Origin of the sequence: Xanthomonas arboricola pv. guizotiae, assembly GCF_002940205.1 — a bacterium.
Taxonomy (GTDB): domain Bacteria; phylum Pseudomonadota; class Gammaproteobacteria; order Xanthomonadales; family Xanthomonadaceae; genus Xanthomonas; species Xanthomonas arboricola_C.
Map to the genome: position 1 here is coordinate 39,474 of NZ_MDSK01000003.1, position 24,276 is coordinate 63,749.

General features: G+C 67.0%; 15 protein-coding genes and 1 other RNA gene. 8 read left to right on the forward strand and 8 right to left on the reverse strand.

The genetic code is table 11. The features are described 5' to 3' along the window. Positions 1-163 precede the first annotated feature (163 nt). Positions 164-1,489, forward strand: a complete 1,326-nt coding sequence (locus XarbCFBP7408_RS02710) for an MFS transporter (RefSeq protein WP_104561156.1) — start codon at positions 164-166, stop codon at positions 1,487-1,489. Between the two features lie 223 nt (positions 1,490-1,712). Here the strand turns inward: XarbCFBP7408_RS02710 and XarbCFBP7408_RS02715 are convergent, their stop codons facing one another. From XarbCFBP7408_RS02715 to XarbCFBP7408_RS02735, 4 genes are all read right to left on the reverse strand, one after another. After that, positions 1,713-2,744, reverse strand: coding sequence for a LacI family DNA-binding transcriptional regulator (locus tag XarbCFBP7408_RS02715; protein WP_104561158.1), 1,032 nt, complete (start codon positions 2,742-2,744; stop codon positions 1,713-1,715). A 356-nt stretch (positions 2,745-3,100) separates the two neighbouring features. Beyond that, positions 3,101-3,841: an acetoacetyl-CoA reductase gene (gene phbB, locus XarbCFBP7408_RS02720; protein ID WP_104561160.1), complete on the reverse strand. Its 741-nt coding sequence runs from the start codon at positions 3,839-3,841 to the stop codon at positions 3,101-3,103. Between the two features lie 128 nt (positions 3,842-3,969). Further along, positions 3,970-5,298 (reverse strand): CitMHS family transporter, encoded by a 1,329-nt coding sequence (locus XarbCFBP7408_RS02725; RefSeq protein WP_039519049.1) that lies wholly within the window; start codon positions 5,296-5,298, stop codon positions 3,970-3,972. A 233-nt stretch (positions 5,299-5,531) separates the two neighbouring features. Beyond that, complete coding sequence (locus XarbCFBP7408_RS02735) at positions 5,532-6,725, reverse strand: OprO/OprP family phosphate-selective porin (RefSeq protein WP_104561162.1); 1,194 nt, start codon at positions 6,723-6,725, stop codon at positions 5,532-5,534. Positions 6,726-6,964: 239 nt separating this feature from the next. Here XarbCFBP7408_RS02735 and XarbCFBP7408_RS02740 point away from each other — a divergent pair, with 239 nt between their 5' ends. The 4 genes from XarbCFBP7408_RS02740 to XarbCFBP7408_RS02755 all read left to right on the forward strand — a co-directional run bounded on the left by XarbCFBP7408_RS02740 (position 6,965) and on the right by XarbCFBP7408_RS02755 (position 10,920). Next, entirely contained in the window at positions 6,965-7,666 is a 702-nt protein-coding gene (locus tag XarbCFBP7408_RS02740; protein WP_104561164.1) for a response regulator transcription factor, read from the forward strand. Beyond that, entirely contained in the window at positions 7,659-9,044 is a 1,386-nt protein-coding gene (locus XarbCFBP7408_RS02745; protein WP_104561166.1) for a sensor histidine kinase, read from the forward strand. Before XarbCFBP7408_RS02740 ends, XarbCFBP7408_RS02745 begins: the two co-directional genes overlap by 8 nt. Further along, complete coding sequence (locus XarbCFBP7408_RS02750; protein WP_104561169.1) at positions 9,044-10,105, forward strand: ABC transporter substrate-binding protein; 1,062 nt, start codon at positions 9,044-9,046, stop codon at positions 10,103-10,105. Before XarbCFBP7408_RS02745 ends, XarbCFBP7408_RS02750 begins: the two co-directional genes overlap by 1 nt. 176 nt (positions 10,106-10,281) lie before the next feature. Then, positions 10,282-10,920 carry a response regulator gene (locus tag XarbCFBP7408_RS02755; protein ID WP_024938967.1) on the forward strand — a complete coding sequence of 213 codons (639 nt, stop codon included), beginning with the start codon at positions 10,282-10,284 and terminating at the stop codon, positions 10,918-10,920. Here the strand turns inward: XarbCFBP7408_RS02755 and XarbCFBP7408_RS02760 are convergent. Together XarbCFBP7408_RS02760 and XarbCFBP7408_RS02765 are read right to left on the reverse strand one after the other, a co-directional pair. After that, a complete protein-coding gene (locus XarbCFBP7408_RS02760; RefSeq protein WP_258071991.1) occupies positions 10,889-11,974 on the reverse strand; it encodes a DUF1460 domain-containing protein in 1,086 nt (361 codons plus the stop codon). The genes XarbCFBP7408_RS02755 and XarbCFBP7408_RS02760 overlap by 32 nt on opposite strands. Positions 11,975-12,062: 88 nt before the next feature. Beyond that, complete coding sequence (locus XarbCFBP7408_RS02765; RefSeq protein ID WP_104561174.1) at positions 12,063-14,708, reverse strand: hybrid sensor histidine kinase/response regulator; 2,646 nt, start codon at positions 14,706-14,708, stop codon at positions 12,063-12,065. 109 nt (positions 14,709-14,817) lie between these two features. On the opposite strand from XarbCFBP7408_RS02765, the gene XarbCFBP7408_RS02775 reads away from it, so the two are divergent. Next, positions 14,818-14,893, forward strand: a non-coding RNA gene (locus tag XarbCFBP7408_RS02775) — sX9 sRNA. 116 nt (positions 14,894-15,009) lie between these two features. Here XarbCFBP7408_RS02775 and XarbCFBP7408_RS02780 read toward each other — a convergent pair. Then, a complete protein-coding gene (locus XarbCFBP7408_RS02780; protein ID WP_104561176.1) occupies positions 15,010-16,182 on the reverse strand; it encodes an OprO/OprP family phosphate-selective porin in 1,173 nt (390 codons plus the stop codon). 286 nt (positions 16,183-16,468) lie between these two features. Here XarbCFBP7408_RS02780 and XarbCFBP7408_RS02785 point away from each other — a divergent pair, with 286 nt between their 5' ends. Further along, the gene (locus XarbCFBP7408_RS02785; protein WP_046344222.1) at positions 16,469-17,842 is read left to right on the forward strand and encodes a dicarboxylate/amino acid:cation symporter; all 1,374 of its coding nucleotides are present in this window, start codon (positions 16,469-16,471) and stop codon (positions 17,840-17,842) included. A 198-nt stretch (positions 17,843-18,040) separates the two neighbouring features. Beyond that, positions 18,041-20,350, forward strand: a complete 2,310-nt coding sequence (locus XarbCFBP7408_RS02790; RefSeq protein ID WP_024938976.1) for an NADP-dependent malic enzyme — start codon at positions 18,041-18,043, stop codon at positions 20,348-20,350. Between the two features lie 322 nt (positions 20,351-20,672). On the opposite strand, the gene XarbCFBP7408_RS02795 is transcribed toward XarbCFBP7408_RS02790, so the two are convergent. Then, positions 20,673-24,035: a GH92 family glycosyl hydrolase gene (locus XarbCFBP7408_RS02795; protein WP_104561178.1), complete on the reverse strand. Its 3,363-nt coding sequence runs from the start codon at positions 24,033-24,035 to the stop codon at positions 20,673-20,675. Positions 24,036-24,276 lie beyond the last annotated feature (241 nt).

The window sequence follows — 24,276 nt, forward strand, 5'->3', positions numbered from 1 at the left end:
TACAATCGATTGCAATCTTGCGCTGCAGCATCAATCCACGGCGCGAGAGCTTATGTCTCGACAATCGAAACGTGTTGCGGCGCAGCGTTACAATCGATTGCAAGGACGGCAGGGTACAGTGCGCTGCGGCCGCTGGGAGCCGCACCGATGCCCAGGGTTCTGCATGTCGTCGACCGCCACTCCGTTCTCCTTCGCGCGCATCCTGGCGCTCAACGCCGGCTTCTTCGGCGTGCAATACAGCTTCGGCCTGCAGCAGAGCAACATGAGCCCGATCTACAACTATCTGGGCGCCGATCACGCGAGCCTGCCGTACCTGTGGCTGGCCGGGCCGATCACCGGGCTGGTGCTGCAGCCGTTCGTCGGTGCGTGGAGCGACCGCTCGGTCACCCGCTGGGGCCGGCGCATGCCGTACATGGTGCTGGGCGCGCTGGTGTGCAGCCTGTGCCTGCTGGCGATGCCGTTCAGCACTGCGCTGTGGATGGCGGTGTGCCTGCTGTGGATCCTGGATGCGGCCAACAACGTGGCGATGGAGCCATACCGTGCGCTGGTCAGCGATGTGCTGGCGCCACCGCAGCGGCCGCTGGGCTATCTCACCCAGAGCGCGTTCACCGGCCTGGCGCAGACGCTGGCCTACCTCACCCCGCCATTGCTGGTGTGGATGGGCATGAACGAGGACGCCGCTAATGCGCACCACATTCCCTATGTCACCATCGCCGCCTTCGTGATCGGCGCGGGGTTTTCCGCGGCCTCGATCCTGCTCACCGCGCGCAGCGTGCGCGAGCCGGTGCTTGCGCCGGCAGAGATCGCGCGGATGCGCCAGACCGGTGCCGGCCTGGGCGCCACAGTGCGCGAAATCTACGGCGCCCTGCGCGCGATGCCGCCGACCATGCGCCAGCTTGCGCCGGTGATGCTGTTCCAGTGGTACGCGATCTTCTGCTACTGGCAGTACATCGTGCTGTCGCTATCGACCAGCTTGTTCGGCACCACCGAAGCCGACTCGCATGGCTTCCGCCAGGCCGGCCTGGTCAATGGGCAGATCGGCGGGTTCTACAATTTCGTCGCCTTTCTGGCTGCGTTTGCGATGGTGCCGGTGGTGCGTCGCATCGGCCCCAAGTACACGCACGCGGCCTGCCTGGTCGCGGCCGGGATCGGCATGTGGGTGTTGCCGGGCATCCAGGACCGCTGGCTGATGCTGCTGCCGATGATCGGCATCGGGCTGGCCTGGGCCAGCATGATGGGCAACCCGTACCTGATGCTGGCCGACAGCATTCCGTCCGAGCGCACCGGCGTGTACATGGGCCTGTTCAACCTGTTCATCGTGCTGCCGATGCTGATCCAGATCGTCACCTTGCCGCTGTATTACGAGCGCCTGCTGCACGGCGACCCGCGCAACGTGATCAAGCTTGCCGGCGCACTGATGCTGGCCGCCGCGGTAGCGATGCTGTGCGTGCGCGTCCGCAAGCCGAAAGTGATCCTGACAGATTCTTAGGAATACCTAGCTGACGTCGCCGGCTGCCTGCCCCCCTCATCCGCCCTTCGGGCACCTTCTCCCGCAGGCGGGAGAAGGAAGCGGGCTGTCGGCTGGTATCTCCGAATCGGCAATCGGCAATCGGCAATCCGCAATCCCAATCCCAATCCCAATCCCAATCCCAATCCCAATCCCAATCCCAATCCCAATCCCAATCCCAAATTCCGGATCCCGAATCCCCGCTTCACGCCGACTCGCGCACCACCAGCTTCACCGGCATTTCAACCGATTGCACGGCTTCGCCGGCAATCAGCGCCAGCAGCCGGTCCACCAGCAATCGTGCGGCCAGGCCCAGGTCCTGCCGCACCGTGGTCAACGGTGGCTGGCTGTAGGCCGCCAGCGGAATATCGTCGAAGCCCACCAGCGAGATGTCCTGCGGCACGCGATGCCCGGCCTCGACCAGGGCGCGGATGGCGCCGACCGCGATCACGTCGGAGGCGGCGAACAGCCCGTCCGGCGGATCGGTCTTCTTGAGCATGGCGCGGGTGAGGCGATAGGCGTCTTCGCTGAGGAAGTGGCTGCGCGCATGCAGGCGCGTATCGAACTCCAGCCCGTGCCGCTGCAGCGCATGGCGATAGCCGGCAAAGCGCGGGGCAACCTCGGGCAACTGGTCGTCGCCGAGAAAGGCGATGCGCTGGCGGCCGCTGGCGATCAGATGGTCGGTGGCCAAAGCGCCGCCCTGGAAATTGTCGCTGCCCACACTGATGTACGATTGCCCGTCGATGCGGCTGCCCCAGACCGCCATCGGCAAGCCATCGCGCGCGGCTTCGTCCAGTGCGGCATGTTCGGAACTTTGCCCCAGCACGATCACGCCATCGGAGCGGCTGCCGCGCGCGAGTTGTTCCACCCAGCCGTCCTGATGCCGGTCGAGCTTGGACAGCAGCATGCTGTAGCCGCGCCCGGTCAGTTCCTCGGCCAGCAGCGCCAGCATCGTCATCATGAAGGGGTCCGACAGCGGCTGGTCCAGCGCATGCATCATCGGCACCGCCACGCTCACCGTGTTGGAGCGTTTGGCGCGCAGGCTGCGCGCGATCGGATCGACCTGGTAGCCGGCATCGGCGGCAATCTGCTTGATGTACGCACGCGTCCGCTCGGCCACCACCGGGCTGCCGGCCAGGGCACGCGACACGGTGGATTCGGACACGCCCGCCATGCGGGCGATGTCGGCCATCTGCGGGCGGGCACCCGGCGTGGCGCGTTCTGAAGGTTTGGCCATGGCAGCGCAGTGCGGAAAAACCCGAGTGTAATCAGTTCGCGCTGGAGGCGGGTTGATCGACGCAGTGGCGCCCGCTTGTGCGCGCTGGTCGAGCGCAATTCCGCACCTGCATGCAGGCGTCGGGGCGGAAGGCGGGCATGACAGCGGCCGCGACGCGCGCAGCGATTCGGAGCGGTGAGGCATCAGAGCAGCGGGGCATAAGAGCGGACAAGCTTCACCGTGGTTATCGAAGACCGCGCTCACCGCCCGGCCGGCGCGCTCGGTACGCGAACCGGCATGTACCTCCCGCGCACTACGGCGCCGGGCGTGGCGCTGGCGGCGAGCTGACGCTGCGTGCCACCTGCTGTCAGCGGCTCTCAGCCCATGTACAGACCACCGTTGACCGCATAGTCGGCGCCGGTCACGTAGGCGGCCTCATCGGAGGCGAGCCAGGCGCACAGCCCGGCGACTTCGGCCGGTTTGCCGAGCCGGCGGACCGGCACCGAGGTGGCCAGGCGGTCGAGCACGTCGGGCGGGAAACTGCTGATCGAGGCGCTGGCGATATAGCCCGGCGAGATGGTGTTGACGGTGACCCCGCGCGAGGCCACTTCCTGCGCCAGGGCGCGGCTGAAACCATGCATCGCCGCCTTGGCGGTGGCGAAATTGATCTGTCCGATCTGGCCCTTGTGCGCACTGACCGAGCCGATGTTGACGATGCGTCCCCAGCCGCGCGCGGTCATGCCGTCGACCACTTGCTTGGTGATGTTGAACAGGGAATGCAGGTTGCTGGCGATCACCGCGTTCCAGTCGTCGCGGCTCATCTGCCGGAACAAGGTGTCGCGGCTGCCGCCGGCGTTGTTGACCAGCACATCGATCTCGCCGACCTCGGCCTTGACCTTGGCGAACGCGGCCACGGTGGACTCCCAATCGGCGGCATTGCCTTCGGAGGCGACGAACTCGAAGCCCTGCTCGCGCTGCTCGCGCAGCCAGGAGGTCTTGCGCGGCGAATTGGGCCCGCAACCGGCGACCACGGTATGCCCGCTGCGCGCCAGCTTCTGGCAGATCGCGGTACCCACACTGCCCATGCCACTGGTGACGTATGCGATGCGAAGTGTCATTGCTTGAACTCCTTCGGAGTTGGGATTCGGGATTGGGGATTGGGGATGAGGGGATTCGTAACAGCGGGCATTGGTTCGCTCTGGCTTTGGCGAATCCCCAATCCCGAATGCCGAATCCCGGCGCGCGGCTAGCGCGCCAACGGAAACAGGCCAAACAACAACCCGCCCGCCAACATCAACAGGGAGATCAGCACCGCCCACTTCAGCGTGAAGCGTTGATGGTCGGCGAAGTCGACCTTGGCCAGGCCGACCAGCAGATAGGTCGATGGCACCAGCGGGCTGAGCAGATGCACCGGTTGCCCGGCCAGCGAGGCGCGCGCCATTTCCACCGGGGTGATGCCGTAGTGGCCGGCGGCCTCGGACAGGATCGGCAGCACGCCGAAGTAGAACGCGTCGTTGGACATGAAGAACGTAAACGGCATGCTGACGATCGCGGTGATCACCGCCAGATACGGGCCCCAGCTGTCCGGGATCACCGCCAGGAAGCTGCGCGACATCGCTTCGACCATGCCGGTGTTGGACAGGATGCCGGTGAAGATGCCGGCGGCGAAGATCAGCGACACCACCGACAGCACGTTACCGGCGTGATTGACCAGGCGGCGGCGCTGCTCGGCCAGGTTGGGGTAGTTGATCATCAGTGCCAGCGCAAAGCCGATCATGAACAGCACCGGCATCGGCAGCACGCCGACCACCAGCGCGGCCATCAGCGCCAGGGTCAGGAGCAGGTTCACCCACAGCAGCTTGGGCCGCTTCATGTCCTCGGTGTCTTCCACGCGCGGCAGCGCATCGCTTTCCTCGGGGATGCTGGTGTCCAGCCAGTTGCCGTCGGCGGGCAGGCGTACCACGCCCAGGCGGCGCCGTTCGCGCATGCCCAGATACCAGGCCAGCGTGAGGATGCCGGCGATCGCCATCGCCATCGCCGGCACCAGCGGCACGAACACATCGGCCGGATCCACATGCAGGGCGGTGGCGGCGCGCGCCGTGGGGCCGCCCCACGGGGTCAGGTTCATCACGCCGCTGGCCAGGATGGTGACGCAGGTGAGGTTGAGCGCGTTCATGCCCAGGCGCTGGTACAGCGGCAGCATCGCGGAGACGGTGATCATGTAGGTAGTGGAGCCGTCGCCGTCGAGCGAGATCAGCATCGCCAGGATCGCCGTGCCCATCACGATCTTCAGCGGATCGCCCTTGACCAGGCGCAGGATGCGGCCGACCAGCGGATCGAACAGGCCGGCATCGATCATCACTCCGAAGTAGAGGATGGCGAACATCAGCATCACCCCGGTGGGCGCGATCTTCTTGATGCCGTCGAGCATCATCTCGTTGATGCCGGTGCCGAAGCCGCCCAGCAGCGCGAACACGATCGGCACCGTGATCAGAGCCACCAGCGGCGACAGCCGCTTGCTCATGATCAGGTACATGAAGGTGATCACCATTCCGAAACCGAGCGCGGTCAGCATGCGGGCGAATCCTTTGAGGCGTACAGCAGGGGGGAGAGTGGAGCACAGCGCTGCAGGTGGCGTGCAGCGGTGACGAGGCGGGGGTGTACAGGCAATCGCTGCTGCACGCAGGTTGCGCAGCGGAGGCAGGGCGATGCGCGCGGGAGCGACGACGTTGCGACGCGTCGCACCGATGTACGCAGCGGACATGCGTGCATCACTTTCCCTGATTGCTGGCGCAATGCAGCTGCGCATCAAAAGTCGTACTGAAAACGGCCGGTCACCGCCAACGTGTGGTCGACCACCGCATCGACCATGCGGTCGCGGTTGCGGCTGTCGATCACATTGAGCATCACGCGCAGGTTCGGCTTGAAATACCAGTTGCCGCCCAGCGTCCACGACTGCGTGCTGGCGTTGATGAAATCCGGTTGGCCATCCAGATGCTGATCGCCGCGCATGTAGTCGTAGCGCAAGGCCAGCTCGAACGCGCCGGAGGGACGATTGGGCGTGGCGATACGGCTGAAACGGCCGGTCTTGCGGTCGTAGCCGCGCGACTCGCCGGTGACGAACCAGCTGACCAGCCCGTAGCTGGCCAATAACTTGGCATGCTGGGAGCCGTCGTCGAGCAGGCCGCCGCTGAATTCGCTCTGCCACGACCACGGGCCCAGCACTTCGGCATATTCCAGCGACCATTTGTCGAAATCGGTATCGCGGCCATCGGCAAAGCGCGCCAGGGTGATGCGGCTGTTGTTGGCCAGATCGTTCTCCGGGCGTGGCCGGATCAACAGGGACGCCGCGCCGCCGCTGCCCGGATGCGAATAGCGCTCGTGCGCCAGCGAGATGCCCAGGTGGCGTAGCCGCGCCTGGCCCATTTCAGGCGCGTAGGTCAGGCGCGTGCCGAGCGCACCGCCCTTGGTCGAGGAATTGTCGATGCTTTCCAGGCTGTAGGCTGCGGTGGACCAGGTCGCATCGGGGCGATTGGTCTGCCAGGAGATCGCCTTGCGATAGATCGGTGCCAGCGTGGTGGAGGCATAGCCGCGTTCCAGGAACGGGCCGTAGTTGGAGCCGGTGCGATCGTCCAGCGAGAAGTACTGCTTGAACTGACCGACCGTCAGCGTGCCGGCGGAAAATTTCCTGGCGACATACACATCGCGCGCCAGGATGCCGCGGCTGCCGGATTCGTACTGCAGGCCGGCGAATTCCGCCTCGGCCTTGTAGGTGAAGCCGTAGAACTTGCCGGCCACATCCAGCCATACGCGACGGAACTGGGTGTCGTTGCGCTCGGGCGTACCACGGTCGTCGTTGTCGAACATGGTGAAGTCCCAGTGCACGCGCCCGCCCACCTCGGCGGTGACCGGGCCATCGCCCTCGGCCGCATGCGCCGCCGGTGCCAGGCACAGCGCGGCGCAGGTGGCGAAGACGCGCAGACGCAAGGTGTCGTTGCTCACAGACCCTCCCAGGTACATGTGTGAATCACGTTCAGCGATGCACCGCACAAGCACGCTGTGGCGCGTTGGCAGCAGCCTAGTCCGGTGAAGCTGTCATGGACCTGTCAGGGCGGGGGAATCGGCAATGGAGAATGGGGAATCGCAAAAGCCCAAGAGCTTTTGTCCGCGAGGGCTGTTACCTTCCGGCCGCGGACAACCGCTGTTCCGATTCCCGATTCCCCATTCTCGATTCCCCGCCCATGCGCCTGCTGCTAGTCGAAGACAACGCCGATCTCGCCGATGCCATCGTGCGGCGCATGCGCCGTAGCGGGCATGCGGTGGATTGGCAGGCCGATGGGTTGGCCGCGGCGAGTGTGCTGCGCTATCAGAGTTTCGATCTGGTGGTACTGGACATCGGCCTGCCCAAGCTCGACGGGTTGCGGGTGCTGGCCGGGATGCGCGAGCGTGGCGATACCACGCCGGTGTTGATGCTGACCGCGCGCGATGGCATCGAAGACCGCGTGCAGGCGCTGGATGTCGGCGCGGACGATTACCTCGGCAAGCCGTTCGATTTCCGCGAGTTCGAAGCGCGCTGCCGCGTGTTGCTGCGGCGCAATCGCGGCCAGGCCAGCGAGGTGGTGCAGATCGGCGGGTTCGTGTTCGACAACGCGGCGCATACGCTGATGCTGGATGGCGTGCCGATCGAGCTGCCCAATCGCGAATATCGCCTGTTCGAAATCCTGATCGGCCGGCTCGGGCAGGTGGTCGGCAAGGACGAGATCGGCAATGGCTTGTTCGGCTTTGACGACGATGCCGGCCCCAATGCGATCGAGCTGTATGTCGGTCGGTTGCGACGCAAGCTGGCCGCTGCGCCATTGCGTATCGTCACCGTGCGCGGTGCCGGCTACAAACTGGAAGAAGCCGATCCGCATGCGCCGGTGGAGCCGGGCGTCGATGGCTGAGCCGCTGACGGTGGCACCGTCGATCCGGCGCACCTTGCTGCTGTATCTGGGCAGCCTGTCGGTGCTGGGCGCGGTGGTGCTGTTCTTTGCCGCGCGCGACTATGGCGAGCGCGCGGCCAACCGCTCCTACGACCACCTGCTGGTGTCCTCGGCCCTGTCCATCATCGACAGCGTGGCGCTGGTCGGCGGCGACTGGCAGGTGGATCTGCCGTATGCCTCGCTGGACCTGCTCGGCATGGCACCGGAAGACCGCGTGTTCTACCGCGTGTTCGATGCGCAAGGCCGCACCATCACCGGCGAAGAGAGCTTGCCGTTGCCGGCGCGCGCGCCCGGCGACGAGCGCCCGGTGCTGTTCGATGCCGACTACAGCGGCGAGCCGGTGCGCTTTGCGGTGGTGATGCATCGGGTGGCATCGGCCTCCGGGCAGGGCGAGGTGCGCGTGCAGGTCGGTCAGACCCGGCGCGCGCGCGATGCGGTGGCACGCGATGTGGTGCTCAACGCACTGGTGGCAATCGGCGTGCTGTCGCTGCTCGCCCTGGGCCTGGTGTGGCTGGGCGTGTATCGCGCGCTGCGCCCGTTGCAGCGTATCGAGCGCGACCTGTCGCGGCGCGAGCCCTCCGACCTGAAACCGCTGAGCGTGCCGGCGCCGCAGGAGATGCAGTTGATGGTGACCGCGCTCAACCGCTTCATGGCGCGGCTGTCGTCCAGCAACGAAACCCTGCGCGCCTTCATGGCCGAAGCCGCGCACCAGATGCGCACGCCGCTGGCCGCCTTGCGCGCGCAGGCGCAACTGGCGATGGACGACGACGACCCGCGCGAGATGCAACGCAGCCTGGTGGCGATCGAGCGCAATGCCAGCCACATGAGCCGGCTGCTCAATCAATTGCTCAGCGACGCCAGCGTGATCCACCGCGCCAACCTGCAGCGCTTTGCCACCGTGGACCTGGCCGAAGTGCTGCACCAGGCCTTGCACGAGGCCTTGCCGCGCAGCGACGGCGCCCCGCGCGTGCAGCTGGCGATCGACCCGCAACCGGCACTGTTGCGCGGCGATGCATTGCTGCTGCGCGAGGCGCTGAAGAACCTGATCGACAACGCCTGCAATTACGGTGCCGGGGCGCCACTGCAGGTGGCGCTCACCAGCGACGGCAGCCATCACGTGCTGACCATCGCCGATCACGGCCCCGGCATTCCCGCCGCCGAAGCCGAGCGCGTGTTCGAACGTTTCGTCCGCGGGCCGGATGCGCCGGCCGGCGGCGCGGGGCTGGGGCTGGCCATCGTCAAGCGCGTGGTCGAAGCGCACGGTGGGCGCATCGATCTGAGCAACCGCGTCGGCGGCGGGCTGATCGCCTCGTTGCATTTTCCTGGAGGGACGCGGTGATGCGCGTGCTGTTGCTGATGGTGGTCTTGCTGGCGCCGGTTGTTGCGCGTGCCGCGCCCGGCGATGTGCGGGTGTTTCCCGCGCATGGCCCGAAGCAGGCGCAGTTGCGCGTGCAAGGCTCCACCGATCTGGAAGTGTTCGGCGCGGTCATCCAGGACTACCAGCGCCTGCATCCGGGCACCGAGGTGATCTACGAGGACGTGATCGCCTGGGACATCTACGCGCGCTATCTGCATCCGGGCACGGCCACGGCTGCCGCCGACATGCTGATCAGCGCCAGCATGGACCTGCAGACCAAGCTGGTGAACGACGGCCACGCGCTGGCGCATCGCTCCGCGCAGACCGAAGCGTTGCCGGCGTGGGCGCAGTGGCGCCACGAAGTGTTCGGGATCAGCTACGAGCCGGTGGCGATCGTCTACAACACACGCAAGCTGGCGGCCGCGCGGGTGCCGCGCACGCGCCGGCAATTGCTGGCCTTGCTGCGCGCGCCCGATGCGCCGCTGCGCGGCCGGGTCGGCACCTACGATGTCGAGCGCAGCGGCGTGGGCTATCTGTTTGCCACCCAGGACGGGCAGGTCGGCAGCATTGCCGGCGCGTTGCTGGCCGCGTTGGGGGCCAACCAGGTCAGGCTGGAAGAACGCACCGGCACCTTGCTCGACCGCGTCAGCCGTGGCGAGCTGCTGCTGGCCTACAACGTGCTCGGCTCCTACGCGCAGACGCGCATCGACGCCGGCGCCCCGCTGGGCATCGTGCAGCCGCAGGACTACACGCTGGTGGCCTTGCGCACGGCGGTGATTCCCAGGACCGCGCCGCACGCGCCGGAGGCGCGCAGGTTCCTGGATTACCTGCTCTCGCCACGCGGCCAGCAGGTGCTCTCGCGCGAGGCGCGGCTGATGCCGATCCTGCCGGCCGCCGGCGGCCGTGGCGGCCCGGCGCAGCCGCCGTTCCGGCCGATCCCGCTCGGCCCCGGCCTGCTGGTGTATCTGGACAAGCTCAAACGCCGGCAGTTCCTGGATGCCTGGCGGGCCAGCACGCAGCCGCCGCGCCAGGGCGAGCGATAACCACCAGCGCGACGGCTGCGCGTCGGCGCGGCGTGCGCTGCCGGCCCTTGCGTGCAGGGCGTGGAGGCGGCGGTTCCACGCCTGCTGGCTGCCCGACAGGCCCGGTGCCTGCGCAGCGGGGCGGGCTGGATGCCCGGGCGCGGGAAACCGACGCAGCCATGTGCCAGACTTGGCGCATGGCCGATCTCACCATCCTCGTCGCCGACGACCATCCGCTGTTCCGTGCCGCCGTGATCCATGTGCTGCAGCAGACCCTGCCGCAAGCCGATGTGGTGGAGGCCTCCAGCGCCGCCACGCTGAGCGCGATGCTGCGCTCGCACCCGCAGGCCGAGCTGGTGCTGCTGGACCTGGCGATGCCGGGCGCACGCGGCTTTTCGGCGCTGTTGCATGTGCGTGGCGAGCATCCGGACATCCCGGTGGTGGTGATCTCCTCCAACGATCACCCACGCGTGATCCGGCGCGCGCAGCAGTTCGGCGCGGCCGGCTTCATTCCCAAATCCACCCCGGCCGAATCGATCGGCACCGCGGTGGCCAGCGTGCTGGAGGGCGGCACCTGGTTCCCGCCGATGACCGCCGAGCGCTCGGAGGCCGACGCGCAACTGGCCTCCAAGCTCGCCCAGCTCACCCCGCAGCAGTTCCGCGTGCTGCTGAGCCTGGCCGACGGCCTGCTCAACAAGCAGATCGCACACGAACTGGGGCTGGCCGAGAACACCGTCAAGGTGCACGTCACCGCCATCCTGAAGAAGCTGGATTGCTACAGCCGCACCCAGGCGGCAGTGCTGGTCAAGGCGCTGGAGCCGGAAGGCGAGGGCTGATCGCCCCTCGCCAGGGCCTGTAGACGACGATGCCCTGCGTGCGTGCGACGTACTCCATGAACGGCGAGTCCACAACCTTTTCGTTCTCCGGGCGCGATGAGGCATTGCGCAGCACCGGACCCCGGTCGGTCCTGACGAAGATGCCGACATGGCTGACATCCAGCCCGGGCGCCGGCGAGTACCTGCCCACATAGTCGCCAGTGCGCAGTCGCCGGACGACAGTGCCATCCACATCGGCGGCGGGGATGTAGGTGATCGATCGCCGTACCAGCGGCAATCCAGGCAGATAGTTGCTGCCGTCGGCCTTGAGATTGAGCGTCTTGTCCACTCTCGCGGCCTTGGGGCTGAGCGTTGCGGTGATGTCGTCGGCAAGCTGGTAGGGGCGTGCGACCCAGTCCGAAAAGAAATGCTTGCGCGAGGTGAAACCGACGATGCCATCGACGTAGCGGGTGAGGATCACGCGATCGACGAAGTCCTGCTGCGAATGGGCGTGGCGCGCCGCTTCGACATAGTCCAGATAGGTGAAGCAATCCAGGCCCCTGAAGTCGATGATCAGCCGCTCCGGCGTGGTGGCCGAGCCCTGCAGCATGTCGGCCTGATACGGCGTGCCGAGAAATTCCGCCGAAAGCCGCTTGATCAGATGGCCGGAACTCAAACCGCGATGCGTGGATGCCTCTTGCAGCACGCGGTCCAATGTCTGCAGCGTGTACGGGTCCATGTCCGCGCGCACCGGGCCGGGGGGCTGCACGGTCGCCGATGGCGTGGACGCGTGTACGGGCATATCCGCCGCGCACCCGGCGGCGAGCAACGTGGTCAACATCACAGCGGCAGGCCTGAACATGGCGGCTCCAATTTTCTGGCGGAGAAAAAATCGGCAGGTGAGCTGTACACGATGCAGACGTGAGCAGCAGGAGACGCAAGCACTGTAGCGCCATCGCGAACGCGCGCCTGAAGCGGCACGCACTTCGGTACGCTGAAACGATCCGGCGAAACCCGGCCAGATCACGCAGGGCCAGAAAATCGCTGTACGGGACGTGCGTGGCCGATGCGACATCGTTCGGCCTCTCGGCGCGATGCAAGCCGGAATCGTCGCTACATGGCAACCGCAGGCCTTGCCTGCCTGTCGCTGCCGACTGTGCAGCTCAGCCGCGCCGCAACACCATCTGGGTCACCAACGCGCGCAGCGCGGGCGGGCGCACCGGCTTGGCCAACAATCCCCAGCCCAGGTCGAGCGCATGCTCGCGTAGCGCCGGGTCGGCTTCGGCGGTGACCAGGATCACGCGCGGCTCGCGTTGCCAGCGTTGCACCAACTGCGGCAGCAGCATGGGGCCGTAGTGCTCGCCCATGCGCACATCCAGCAACAGCAGCTCCGGCACCTCGTCGGCGTTGGCGGCGGCCAATGCCGCGTCGGGGCCGCCGGCAAAGTCCACACGGCATTCCCAGCGTTCCAGCAGGGCGCGGCTGGCCTCGCACACGCGCGGGTCGTCGTCCACGCACCACACCCGGCAGCCGTGCAGGATCGGGTCGTTGGCGTTGTCTGCGCTGGTGGTCGGCGGCGGCAACTGCCTGACGATGGCCGCGCGCTCGCCCAGCGGCACGGTCACCGAAAACACGCTGCCGCTGCCCAACGTGGAACGCAGGCCGATGCGGTGGCCGAGCAGCCGGCCGATGCGCTCGACGATGGCCAGGCCCAGGCCGGCGCCACGATCGTTGGCCACGCCGTCGTCCAGGCGCCGGAACTCTTCGAAGATCTCTTCCTGCAGGGCCTCGGGGATGCCGGGCCCCTGGTCGTGCACCTCGATGCGCAGCCAGCCGCCGCGGCGACGGCAGCCGATCAGCACGCGCCCACGCGGGGTGTAGCGGATGGCGTTGGACAGGAAGTTCTGCAGGATGCGCCGCAGCAGGTTTTCATCGCTCAACACCACCGCCGAAGTGGGCACCCAATCCAGCACCAGGCCGCGGTCTTCGGCAAGGATGCCGAACTCGCGCGCCAGCGTTTCCAGCAGCGGGGCGATGGCGAAATCGCGCACCTGGGTCTTCAGGCTGCCGGCCTCCAGCCGCGAGATGTCCAGCAGGCTGTTGAGGATGGCGTCCTGCGCGGCGAGCGCGCCTTCGATATTGTCGACCACGCGCGCGCTGCCGGTCTCGCGCACCTGCCCGCGCAGCACCGAGACGAACATGCGCGCGGCGTTGAGCGGTTGCAGCAGGTCGTGCACGGCGGAGGCGACGAAGCGGGTCTTGTAGCGGTTGGCGCTCTCGGCCTCGCGCTTGGCTGCGGCCAGGTCACGAGTCCGTTCGGCCACGCGGTGTTCCAGTGCATCGGCCAGCGAGCGCAGTTCGCGCGCGGCGTTCTTGTAACTGGTGATGTCGGCATAGCTGGTGACGAATCCGCCGTCGGGCAGCGGATTGCCGCGGATTTCCAGCACGGTGCCGTCCTCCTTCTCGCTCTCGCGCATATGCGGTTTGCCGCTGCGCAGATGATTGAGGCGGCGTTCGATCGCCGCTTCGATCGGCCCTGGTCCGAGCAGGCCGCGGCGTGCGTTGAAGCGGAACAGGTCTTCGATCGGCCGGCCGATCTTCAGCAGTTCGGGCGGGAAGCGGAACAGCTCCACATAGCGCGAATTCCACGCCACCAGATTGAGCGCCTCGTCGATCACCACCACGCCCTGCGGCAGGTGTTCCAGGCTGCGGCTCAGACCGGCATTGGCCTGTTGCGCGGCGGTGACCACGCCATCCTGCGCGGTACGCAGTTCTTCGGCGTGTTGTTGCAGCAGCCTTTCCAGCTCGTGCCGGCTGCGCTGGCGCAACGCGGCCAGGCGCCGCCGCTGCTGCACGAACAACCACAGCAAGGCCAGTGCCAACCACGCGCCCGCCGCGGCAATCGCCGCGGCGCGGCCGGCCGCCGCGCTGGCGCGGGTGTCGTGCAGCAGATGCAGGCGCCAGCCGCTTTCGGGCACCTCCAGGGTCTGCCATAGCACCGGGCCGGCGAGCGGCGGGTCGCTGACCTCGGCCAGCACGCCGCCGTTGCCGGTCCGCTCGATCAATCGTCGCTGCAGCGGCAGCAAGTCCTGGTCGGCGTATTGGCGGGTGCTGCGCAATTCGCTGCGGTCGCGCAGGCTCAGCGGGGCCAGCATGCGGTAGCGCCACTGCGGCCGGCTGGCCAGGAACACCACCGCGTGTGCGTCGGAGGCCAGCACGATGTCCGGGGTCTGCAGCCACTCGCGTTCCAGCGCGGCCAGCGCGATCTTGATCACCACCACGCCCTGCACCTGGCCGCCGGCGTCGACGATGGCCTGCGACAGGAAATAGCCCGGCTCGCTGGTGGTCATGCCGATGCCGTAGAAACTGCCGCTGCCGTTGGCCAACGCCTGCTGGTAATACGGGCGGAACGCATAGTCCACGCCGACGTTGCTGCGCGGCGCCTGCCAGTTGCTGGCCGCCAGCGCCACGCCGTCGTGGTTGATCAGGGTCAGCGTGGACGACTGGGTGACGTTGTTGGCGCGTTCGAGTTTGCGATTGAGCCGCTGCACCTGCTCGGGCGACAGCGGGCCGGACACCGCCGCGCGCAGTTCCGGGTCCAACGCCAGAATTTGCGGCAGCGTGCGATAGCGGTCGATGCGCTGCTGCAGCGCCTGCGCATACAGGCGCAGCTGCCGGCGCACGGTGGCGCTTTCCTCGTGCAGCGCGTTCTGTTCGACGAAGTGCCCGGCCGCCAGCATGGCCACCAGCATGCCGCCCAGCACGATGGTCAGGGTGAGCAGCAGGCGGCGGCGTTGTGATGCGTACATGGCCGCAAGTATGGCGGTCTGTTGCCGAATCGCGCAGCCATCGCCTTCGGGCAGCCAACAAGACGACGGCGCTCACCGCCATGTTGGCGCGGCCAGTGCTCGGTGCGGCATGTACCACTCGCACACTCCGGCTCCTGCGCACCGTCCGCAGCCACCTGACGACTGCTCGCTCTGTTTTGTCAGGCGCGCTTGCCGCGCACTGGAAAATGCCGAAAACGACAACGGCCGCGCCCGTGAACGGATGCGGCCGTGTCGGAAACCTGCTGCCGTCTGCGCTGGCAGCAGCGCGCTTCAGCGCTGCTTAGAACTGCACCTGCGCACGCAGCTCCATCACGTGCGGGGTTTCATGCACGCCGTTGCGCGTGGCATCCACCCAGCTGTAGTTGGCCTGGAACTTGAAGTGGCTGGTGAGGTACCAGTTGGCGCCGATGGTGGTGTCGTGCTGGCGGCCGCCGCTGACGCGGTTGTCTTCCAGATCCAGGCGGCTGTAGCGGGCGGTCAGCTCGACCGCGCCGTAGTCGTGCGCCGGCTTGATGTTGCCCGGTACGCCGCCGGCATAGCTGCGCGACTCGCCGGTCAGCGTCCAGGTGCCGTAGAGGTATTGGCCCTGCGCGATGTAATGCGGCAGGTTGTCGTTACGCGCCACCTCGGCGCGCAGCGCTTCGCTCTGCAGCGAGAACGGGCCGTGGATCCACACCGCTTCCACACCGGCGCGTATCACGTGGTCCACATCGAGAATGGTGCCGGTGTCGATCAGGCGCACGTCGGTGAGGCCGGCTTCCGGGCGGGCACGCAGGCGCACGCGCGGGCTGAACGACACGCCGCGGCCGTCGCTGAAGCCGCGCGGGTTTTCCACCGAACCGGCCAGGCCCAGGTGCAGCACGTTGCCTTCGGCCTTGAACGGGGTCCAGGCGGCATGCACGGCCTGGGTGGTGCCCGGGTTGTCGCCCTGCAGGTCCTTGCCGCCGTAGGCGCCGGCCTGCAGCAGGTACTGCTGGCGCTCCAGCGTCCATTCCACGCCGGTACGACGGCCCTGGAACACCGCCTGGATCGGCAGGCCCAGCTCCATGAAGCTGCCCGCACGCGAGCTCTGCACCGCTTCCAGACCCACCGGCACCTTCATGTAGCCCAGCCGCACGCGACCGTAGTCCTGGCCGAACAGGGCCTTGGTCTCGACCCGGAAGAACACGTCCAGCCACAGCTTGGACTCGAAGTCGAAATACACCATGGCGTCGTAGACGCCCTTCTTCTTGAGGGTGGCGCCGAATTCCTTGCGGCGGAAGTCGGTGCGGTCTTCCAGGCGGTCGTCGCCGGAGAAGTTGTTGTCGTCGTAGGCGTAGTTGCCGGTCAGGCCGAGCTCGGTGCCATCCCCGAAGGTGTACTTGGTGGGCCAGTTTTCCAGCGAAGTGGCCGCATTGGCGGCAGCGGGCGCGGCGGCGATGGCCAACGCGAGAACGAGCGGATTGAGGCGCATAGGTGTGGTCTTCGGCAAGGAGAAGGGGCCGGGCGTCCTGCCATGGCGGTCGCACTGAACAGCTTCAGCAAGCGCGCAGGTTCCGGGGGGCCAACAACACAGGAATCGGTGTCTGCGTTAAACGGAATTAACGGCCGGTGGTGGCGCGGCTGAAGTGTAAGGCGACGTTCAGCCCGGGGACAGTGCGTAGTACCAATGGGCTATCGGCTCGGGCTGTGACGTACGGCCAGAATGCCCCCACCGGGTGCCTGCTCAGGCACCCTCTATGTTCCCTCGGAGTGGCGTCATGCACATCAGCAAGCCTGCCGGCCCCCTGCCGGCGCCCGTCCCGTTTTACCGTCAGCTGTATTTCCAGGTGGTGGTGGCGATCGTCCTGGGTGCCCTGCTGGGCCACTTCGAGCCGGCCTTCGCCGAAAGCCTGAAGCCGCTGGGCGATGCCTTCATCAAGCTGGTGAAGATGATCATCGCCCCGGTGATCTTCCTGACCATCGTCACCGGCATCGCCGGCATGACCCACCTCAAGACGGTGGGCCGGGTGTTCGGCAAGGCAATGGCCTACTTCCTGTTCTTCTCCACGCTGGCACTGGTGGTGGGCCTGATCGTGGCGCACGTGGTGCAGCCCGGCGCCGGCATGAACATCAATCCGGCCGATCTGGACCAGAGCGCAGTCAAGAGCTACGTCGAGAAGTCGCACGACCTGACCCTGGTCGGCTTCCTGATGGACATCATTCCCAACTCGTTGATCGGCGCCTTCACTGGCGACCAGGTGGTCAACGGAAAGCTGACCGGGCCCAACATCCTGCAGGTGCTGTTTGTGGCGGTGCTGTTCGGTGTCTCGCTGGCCCTGGTGGGCGAGCGCGGCAAGCCGGTTCTGCACTTCCTGGAAGCGCTGATCGCCCCGGTGTTCAAGCTGGTGCATATCCTGATGCGCGCCGCGCCACTCGGTGCGTTCGGCGCGATCGCCTTCACCATCGGCAAGTACGGCGTGGAATCGCTGGTCAACCTCGCCTGGCTGGTGGGGTCGTTTTACCTGACCTCGTTGTTGTTCGTGCTGGTGATCCTGGGCCTGGTCTGTCGCCTGTGCGGCTTTTCGGTGCTCAAGCTGATCCGCTACCTCAAGGCCGAACTGTTGCTGGTGCTGGGCACCTCTTCGTCGGAGTCGGCGTTGCCCTCGCTGATGGAGAAGATGGAAAAGGCCGGCTGCGAGAAGTCGGTGGTGGGCCTGGTGGTACCGACCGGCTACTCGTTCAATCTGGACGGCACCAACATCTACATGACCCTGGCGGCGTTGTTCATCGCCCAGGCCACCAACACCGAGCTCACCTTGGGTCACCAGATTGCGTTGCTGGCGGTGGCGATGCTCAGCTCCAAGGGCGCCGCTGGCGTCACCGGTGCCGGCTTCATCACCCTGGCCGCCACGTTGGCCGTGGTGCCGGAAGTGCCGGTGGCCGGCATGGCGCTGATCCTGGGCGTGGATCGCTTCATGAGCGAGTGCCGCTCGCTGACCAACTTCATCGGCAACGCAGTGGCCACCGTGGTGGTGTCGCGTTGGGAAAATGCGCTGGACCGCGACCAGCTGAAGCTGGCGCTGGACGGCGGTGAGCCACCGCTGCAGGCGCCGGTCGGACAGCCGGGCACCGCGCCGGCCAGCCTGCGCTGATGTTTCCTACGGCCCTGTATTCCGTCGGCCATGCCGGCGGGATGCAGGGCCGTTCTGCGTTGACCGCGAGCCCGGCCGCGGCGCACGACGCGCTGCAGCATGCGATCTCCCTGCCGCGCCGACAGCTGCGCGACAGGCCCTTGTTCAGGCAGGAGGGTAGAATTCAGCCCTCCTGCGCCTTCGAGACCCACACAGCCGATGTCCAACGACGACTTCAAACAGGCCGCCCTCGACTACCACCGCCAGCAGCCGGCCGGCAAGATCAAGGTCACCGCGACCAAGCCGATGCTGACCCAGCGCGATCTGTCGCTGGCGTATTCGCCGGGCGTGGCCTTCGCCTGCGAGGCGATCGTCGAGGAACCCACCCAGGCCAGCGAGCTCACCGCGCGCGGTAATCTGGTGGCGGTGATCACCAACGGCACCGCGGTGCTGGGCCTGGGCAACATCGGCCCGCTGGCCTCCAAGCCGGTGATGGAAGGCAAGGGCGTGCTGTTCCAGAAGTTCGCCGGCATCGACGTGTTCGACATCGAGATCAACGAGAACGACCCGGACAAGCTGGTCGACATCATCGCCAGCCTGGAGCCGACCTTCGGCGGCATCAATCTGGAAGACATCAAGGCGCCGGAGTGCTTCATCGTCGAGCGCAAGCTGCGCGAGCGCATGAACATCCCGGTGTTCCATGACGACCAGCATGGCACCGCGATCATCGTCGGCGCCGCCGTGCTCAACGCGCTGGTGGTCACCGGCAAGAAGATCGAAGAGGTGAAGCTGGCCACCACCGGCATGGGCGCGGCCGGCATCTCCTGCGTCAACATGCTGGTCTCGCTGGGCCTGAAGCCGGAGAACATCCTGGCGCTGGACCGCGATGGCGTGATCCACACCGGTCGTACCGACCTGGACCCGGACAAGCAGCGCTACGCGCGCGACACCGACAAGCGCACCCTGGCCGAGATCGTCGAGGGCGCGGACATCTTCCTGGGCCTGTCGGCGGCCGGCATCCTCAAGCCGGAGATGGTCGCCAGCATGGCGCGCCAGCCGGTGATCTTCGCGCTGGCCAATCCCAACCCGGAAATCACCCCGGAAGCGGCCAAGGCGGTACGTCCGGATTGCATCATCGGCACCGGCCGTTCGGACTACCCGAACCAGATCAACAACGTGCTGTGCTTCCCGTATCTGTTCCGCGGCGCGCTGGACGTGGGCGCCACCGGCATCAACGAGGAAATGAAGATCGCCTGCGTCAAGGCGATTGCGGCAATGGCGCGGCGCGAGGCCTCCGACCTGGGCGCGGCCTACGGCGGCGAGACCCCGAGCTTCGGCCCGGAATACCTGATTCCGCGTCCGCTGGACCCGCGCCTGCTGGTGGAGCTGTCGTCCGCCGTTGCGCAGGCGGCGATGGATTCGGGCGTGGCCACGCGCCCGATCACCGACATGGAGGCCTACCGCGACAAGCTCGGCCAGTTCGTCTACCGCACCAGCCTGATGATGAAGCCGGTCTACGACCGCGCGCGCGCCGACAAGCAGCGCGTGGTGTATGCCGAGGGCGAAGAGGAAGTGGTGCTGCGCGCGGTGCAGAACGTCGTCGACGAAGGCCTGGCGTTCCCGATCCTGATCGGCCGCCCGGACGTCATCGAGGCGCGCATCGAGCGCATGGGCCTGCGCCTGACCGCCGGAGTGGACTTCGAGATCACCAACATCCTCGACGACCCCCGCTTCAACGAATACTGGCAGTACTACCACGCGCTCACCGAGCGTCGCGGCGTGACCGTCACCGCCGCCAAGGAACTGATGCGCTCGCGTCCGACCCTGATCGCGGCGGTGATGGTGGCGCGTGGCGAAGCCGATGCGATGCTGTCGGGCGTGGTCGGCCGCTTCCACAAGAAGCTGGGCTACGCACGCAGCGTGATTCCGCTGGAGCCGCGGGTGAGCTCCACCTCTGCGATGACCGGCGTGATCAACCAGCTGGGCGTGTTCTTCTTCCTGGACACGCATGTGCAGGAAGACCCGACCGTGGAGCAGGTGGTCGAGGCGACGCTGCAGGCTGCGTACCGCCTCAAGCTGTTCGGCATCGAGCCCAATATCGCCCTGCTGTCGCACTCCAACTTCGGCAGCCACGACTCGCGCGATGCGCTGAAGATGCGCCAGGTGCGCGAAGCCCTGCTCAAGCGCAAGCCCGAGCTCAACATCGACGGCGAAATGCAGGGCGACACCGCCTGGGACGAGGCGCTGCGCAAGCAGATCATGCCCAACAGCACGCTCAAGGGCCGCGCCAACCTGTTCGTGCTGCCGAACCTGGAAGCGGCCAACATCGCCTACAACCTGGTACGCGTGTTCACCGACGGCGTGGCGATCGGCCCGATCCTGATGGGCATCTCCAAGCCGGTGCACATCCTCACCACCAGCGCCACCTCGCGCCGGGTGATGAACATGACCGCGATTGCGGCGGTGGATGCGCAGATCCGCCGGCAGCGCGATGCCGAGAAGACCGCCAGCGAAAAAAATAGCGATTGAGATTCCCCCACCGGGAAACATCAAAGACCGATCCGCTAGCGGCACCCCGCGTGCCGCGCCAACGCCCCTCTCCCATCGGGGCGACAAGGCACTGCTTGCGCGCCACTGGCGCGCGTGCCTTGAAGCGCCCGCGCCGCAAGCTCGGGCCGGCGCGCGGAGCGGGGGTTGGGGTGAGGGGACGGTTACCAGCGCTGCTGACCTTGCAGTAAAACCCCGCTCCGGCAGCCCCCGTGCAATTCCGTCGATTGCGTGAGCAGGTGCCTGCATCCTGCAGTCGCCTGCCTGCAGAAAGCAGCGCGATCAGCGATGCGAGACCTGCGCCTCAACGCGCCGCAGGCTCAGCCCCCAGCAACTCGATCTCCGCCAGCTGCAGTTTCGCAGGTGCGCTGAATCGCAGCCGATACTCGGCATACGCACCCGGGGAGGCAATGCGAAACGGCCGCGTCTGCAATGGCCAGTCAAACGTTTCCTCGCGGCGCTGATCGACCACCTTCCAGGCACCATCGGCCGTACGCGCTTCCAGCGTCCATCCGCTCGCCGCAATCGCCGCGTTGCCGCTGGTCAGCGTGTAGAGCGTCGGCGTGCCGCGCGCCATGCCGCTGAACGTCAGTGCCGATGCCGATGCAACTGCAGCGACCGTCCCGGCATCGTCGTCATGCAGTGCCGGGACATCGCCACCATCGGCCAGGGTGATGCGCGCCGTGTCTCCGAGCACATCACGCAAGGGGGCAGGGCGTTCACCCGCAGGCGTCAGCGATGGCGGCGCATCGTCCGGCCCGGTGCCCCAGCGCGAGGGCGTCGGCCCCGTGACGAAGTCCAGCGTCGCACCCCTGGCGATGTCTGCATGCGGCAACCAGGTCTTGCGCCAGGGCTTGCCGTTGACCTTGAGCGATTGCACGTACACGTTTTGCGGCGAATTCTGCAGCGCATTGACCGTCAGCGTCCCGCCGTTCGGCAAACGCAGGCTGGCGTGCGTGAACAGCGGCGAGCCGATCACATAGTCCGGCGTACCCATGCGCAACGGATACAAGCCCATCGCTGCGAACAGATACCACGCCGACATTTCGCCATTGTCCTCATCGCCGGGGTAGCCCTGGCCGATCTCGCTGCCCAGGTACAGGCGCGCCAGGATCTCGCGGGTCAGGCGTTGCGTCTTCCACGGCTGCCCGGCGTACAGGTACATCCACGGGATATGGTGCGCGGTCTGGTTGCTGTGCGCGTACATGCCCAGGCGCACGTCGCGCGCTTCGGTCATTTCGTGGATGGTGGAGCCGTAAGAGCCGGCGAACCTGGCCTCGGCGGTCTCGGGGGTGGCGAAGAACGTATCCAGCTTCGCTGCCAGACCGGCGCGTCCTCCATACAACGCGGCCAGGCCTTGCCCATCGTGCGGTGCGGTGAACGCAAACGTCCAGCCGCTGGATTCGGTGTAATCGTGGCCCCAGACGCGCGGATCGTACTGTGCCGCGTCCACGCGCCAGGTGCCGTCCGGGGTGCGGCCCTGGAAGAACCCGATCGCCGGATCGAACAGTGCCGAATAGCCTGCCGCGCGGTGACGGAAATACACAGCCTCGGTCGCGTAACGCTCGCGCGCCGTGGCTGTTTTCGCCTGCGTGGCCAGCGCATCGGCCATGTTGGCGATACCGAAGTCGTTGAGTGCGCCTTCCATCGACCACGACATGCCTTCGTGAGTGTCGGTATCGGCATAACCGCGAAAGGTCGAACGCGCCATGCCCTTGCGGCCGACATGCCTGTCGGGCGCCACCACGGTGGCGTTCTTGCGTGCGGCAACATACGCCTCGAGCGGATCGAAGCCCTGCACGCCCTTGAGCCAGGCATCGGCAAAGGCCACATCGGAACTGGTGCCGACCATCAGATCGGCATAGCCGGGCGACGACCAGCGCGCCACCCAGCCGCCCGCGCGCGATTGCTCCAGAAAGCCTTGCACCAGCGCACCGGCATCGTCGGGCGCGAACAAGGCGTACGCCGGCCACGCGGTGCGAAAGGTGTCCCACAAGCCGTTGTTGACATAGACCCGGCCATCGCGGATCGGCGCAAAGCTGCGCACCGCGCTGCCATCGATGTTGTCGTCCGACCAACTGCTCTGGCTGGCGTAACGCCAGTCCGGTGCGCTGGCGCTGCCGACGTTCTCATGGCCGGAGTTGGGATACAGGTGCAGGCGGTACAGTTTGGAGTACAGCGTGGTCTTCTGGTCGGCGGTGGCATCGGGCACCTCCAGGCGTCCCAGCAATGCATCCCAGGCGTCCTGCGCACGCGCGGCAACCTGCTCGAATGTTGCCTGCGGCGCGATTTCCAGGGACAGGTTGTGCCTGGCCTGATCCAGCGAGATCAGCGAGGTGGCAATGCGCATCTGCACCTGCCGGGTGCTGCCGGCATCGAACTTGATCCAGCCGGTGGGCCGGCCGGTATCGCTCAGGCCGCTGGTTTTCCACGGCGTGTCGAAGCTGGCATAGACATACATGCGCGTGGCCCCGGTCGATAGCCCGCTACGCACATCGGTGTAGCCGGAGAGCGTCTGTGTTGCCGCATCCAGGCGCAGCGCGCCGCGCGCGTCCACATTGTCGAACACCAGATTGGCATCGCCCTGTGCCGGGAAGCGAAAGCGGAACAGCGCGGCATGGTCGGTCGGTGCGATCTCGGCCTGGATCCCGTTGTCCAACTGCAGCGCGTAGCGATAGGGGCGCGCAGTTTCATTGGCATGCGAAAACGCCAGTGCACGTTGTTTGCGATCGGCTGGCGGCACGCCGGCGGCCAACGACGGCATCACCTGAAAGGTCTGGCGGTCGCCCATCCACGGGCTGGGCTGATGGCTGAGCGACAACGCCTGCAGGCGCGGGCGATTGTCCGCATCGTTATGTTCGTTCCAGCGATACAGCCAGGTCAGCGTGCCCGCATCGGTCACCGGCGTCCAGAAGTTGAAACCATGCGGCACGGCCGTTGCAGGGAAATTATTGCCGCGCGAGAACGTGCCATTGGATTGCGTGCCGCGCGTGGTCAGCACCCAATCCGACGGACGCGTTGCCGGCGTCAGCGGCACCTCGGCAAGCGCGATATCGTCGATCCAGCCGGCACTGGTCGCGCCTGCGGGCGGCGCAACGTCCAGCTCGATCGCACGCACACGGCGCCCACGCAGGCCGGGTACGTCGCCCAGCCGCACCGCCTTGCGCGCCCATTGCTGCGGATACAGCGTCTTCGACGCGCCTTGCGCCTGCGCAGCTAGCGCGACGCCATGCTGATCCCGCGCAGCGCTGGCAGACGCGCGCGTGCCGTCGTCCAGCAGCAGATCCAGGGACACATAGGTCGACGCCGCGTGCTCGCCGCCCACACTTTCAGGCAATACCAGCCACGACAGCGTCGTATCGGCACCGATCGGGACATCGGCGGTAAACAGGGTGCGCCGCCCACCTGCGGCGTGACTTCGATACCGCAAGGCATGCGCACCGCTGTAGCCGGCGTTGGGCTTGGCCGCATACGGCGCGGCCGGGCCGGTGCCGATGGCAATCTGCACATCGCCTGCCGCCGCGCTCACCGGCAACGGCTGCCCGGGCTCGAACGAACTCGACAACCCGGTTGCCGCGCTCACCGACAGCGGCGCAGCGCAGCCCAGGGCGACAACCAGCCGGAGCCACAGCTCACGCGGGTGCAACAGCACAACAGACGAGGTCACGTGGGAATGTCTCCTTGGGTGCGATACCGCAGGGCAGGTCCGGCCGAGTGCTGCGGGCGATCCGGACACGGGGCGCAGGCACGGGCGGTGCGCCACGGTCAGGCGATGATAAGCGCGATGTCCGGGTGGGTGGTCTGACCCCGCGTGCCTGCAAGGGGGCAGGCCCTGCCGGATCTCTCGCATCGCTCGACGTTGCCGGCGCCTGCGCTGGCGCGCAGACCCTCCCACCCGAGCCGGCGTC

Excerpts from the sequence above, each read along its gene's own strand:
- XarbCFBP7408_RS02710 (WP_104561156.1), top strand. The coding sequence starts at position 164 with ATGTCGTCGACCGCCACTCCGTTCTCCTTCGCGCGCATCCTGGCGCTC.
- XarbCFBP7408_RS02715 (WP_104561158.1), bottom strand. The coding sequence starts at position 2,744 with ATGGCCAAACCTTCAGAACGCGCCACGCCGGGTGCCCGCCCGCAGATG.
- phbB (WP_104561160.1), bottom strand. The coding sequence starts at position 3,841 with ATGACACTTCGCATCGCATACGTCACCAGTGGCATGGGCAGTGTGGGT.
- XarbCFBP7408_RS02725 (WP_039519049.1), bottom strand. The coding sequence starts at position 5,298 with ATGCTGACCGCGCTCGGTTTCGGAATGGTGATCACCTTCATGTACCTG.
- XarbCFBP7408_RS02740 (WP_104561164.1), top strand. The coding sequence starts at position 6,965 with ATGCGCCTGCTGCTAGTCGAAGACAACGCCGATCTCGCCGATGCCATC.
- XarbCFBP7408_RS02745 (WP_104561166.1), top strand. The coding sequence starts at position 7,659 with ATGGCTGAGCCGCTGACGGTGGCACCGTCGATCCGGCGCACCTTGCTG.
- XarbCFBP7408_RS02750 (WP_104561169.1), top strand. The coding sequence starts at position 9,044 with ATGCGCGTGCTGTTGCTGATGGTGGTCTTGCTGGCGCCGGTTGTTGCG.
- XarbCFBP7408_RS02755 (WP_024938967.1), top strand. The coding sequence starts at position 10,282 with ATGGCCGATCTCACCATCCTCGTCGCCGACGACCATCCGCTGTTCCGT.
- XarbCFBP7408_RS02760 (WP_258071991.1), bottom strand. The coding sequence starts at position 11,974 with ATGTCGCATCGGCCACGCACGTCCCGTACAGCGATTTTCTGGCCCTGC.
- XarbCFBP7408_RS02765 (WP_104561174.1), bottom strand. The coding sequence starts at position 14,708 with ATGTACGCATCACAACGCCGCCGCCTGCTGCTCACCCTGACCATCGTG.
- XarbCFBP7408_RS02780 (WP_104561176.1), bottom strand. The coding sequence starts at position 16,182 with ATGCGCCTCAATCCGCTCGTTCTCGCGTTGGCCATCGCCGCCGCGCCC.
- XarbCFBP7408_RS02785 (WP_046344222.1), top strand. The coding sequence starts at position 16,469 with ATGCACATCAGCAAGCCTGCCGGCCCCCTGCCGGCGCCCGTCCCGTTT.
- XarbCFBP7408_RS02790 (WP_024938976.1), top strand. The coding sequence starts at position 18,041 with ATGTCCAACGACGACTTCAAACAGGCCGCCCTCGACTACCACCGCCAG.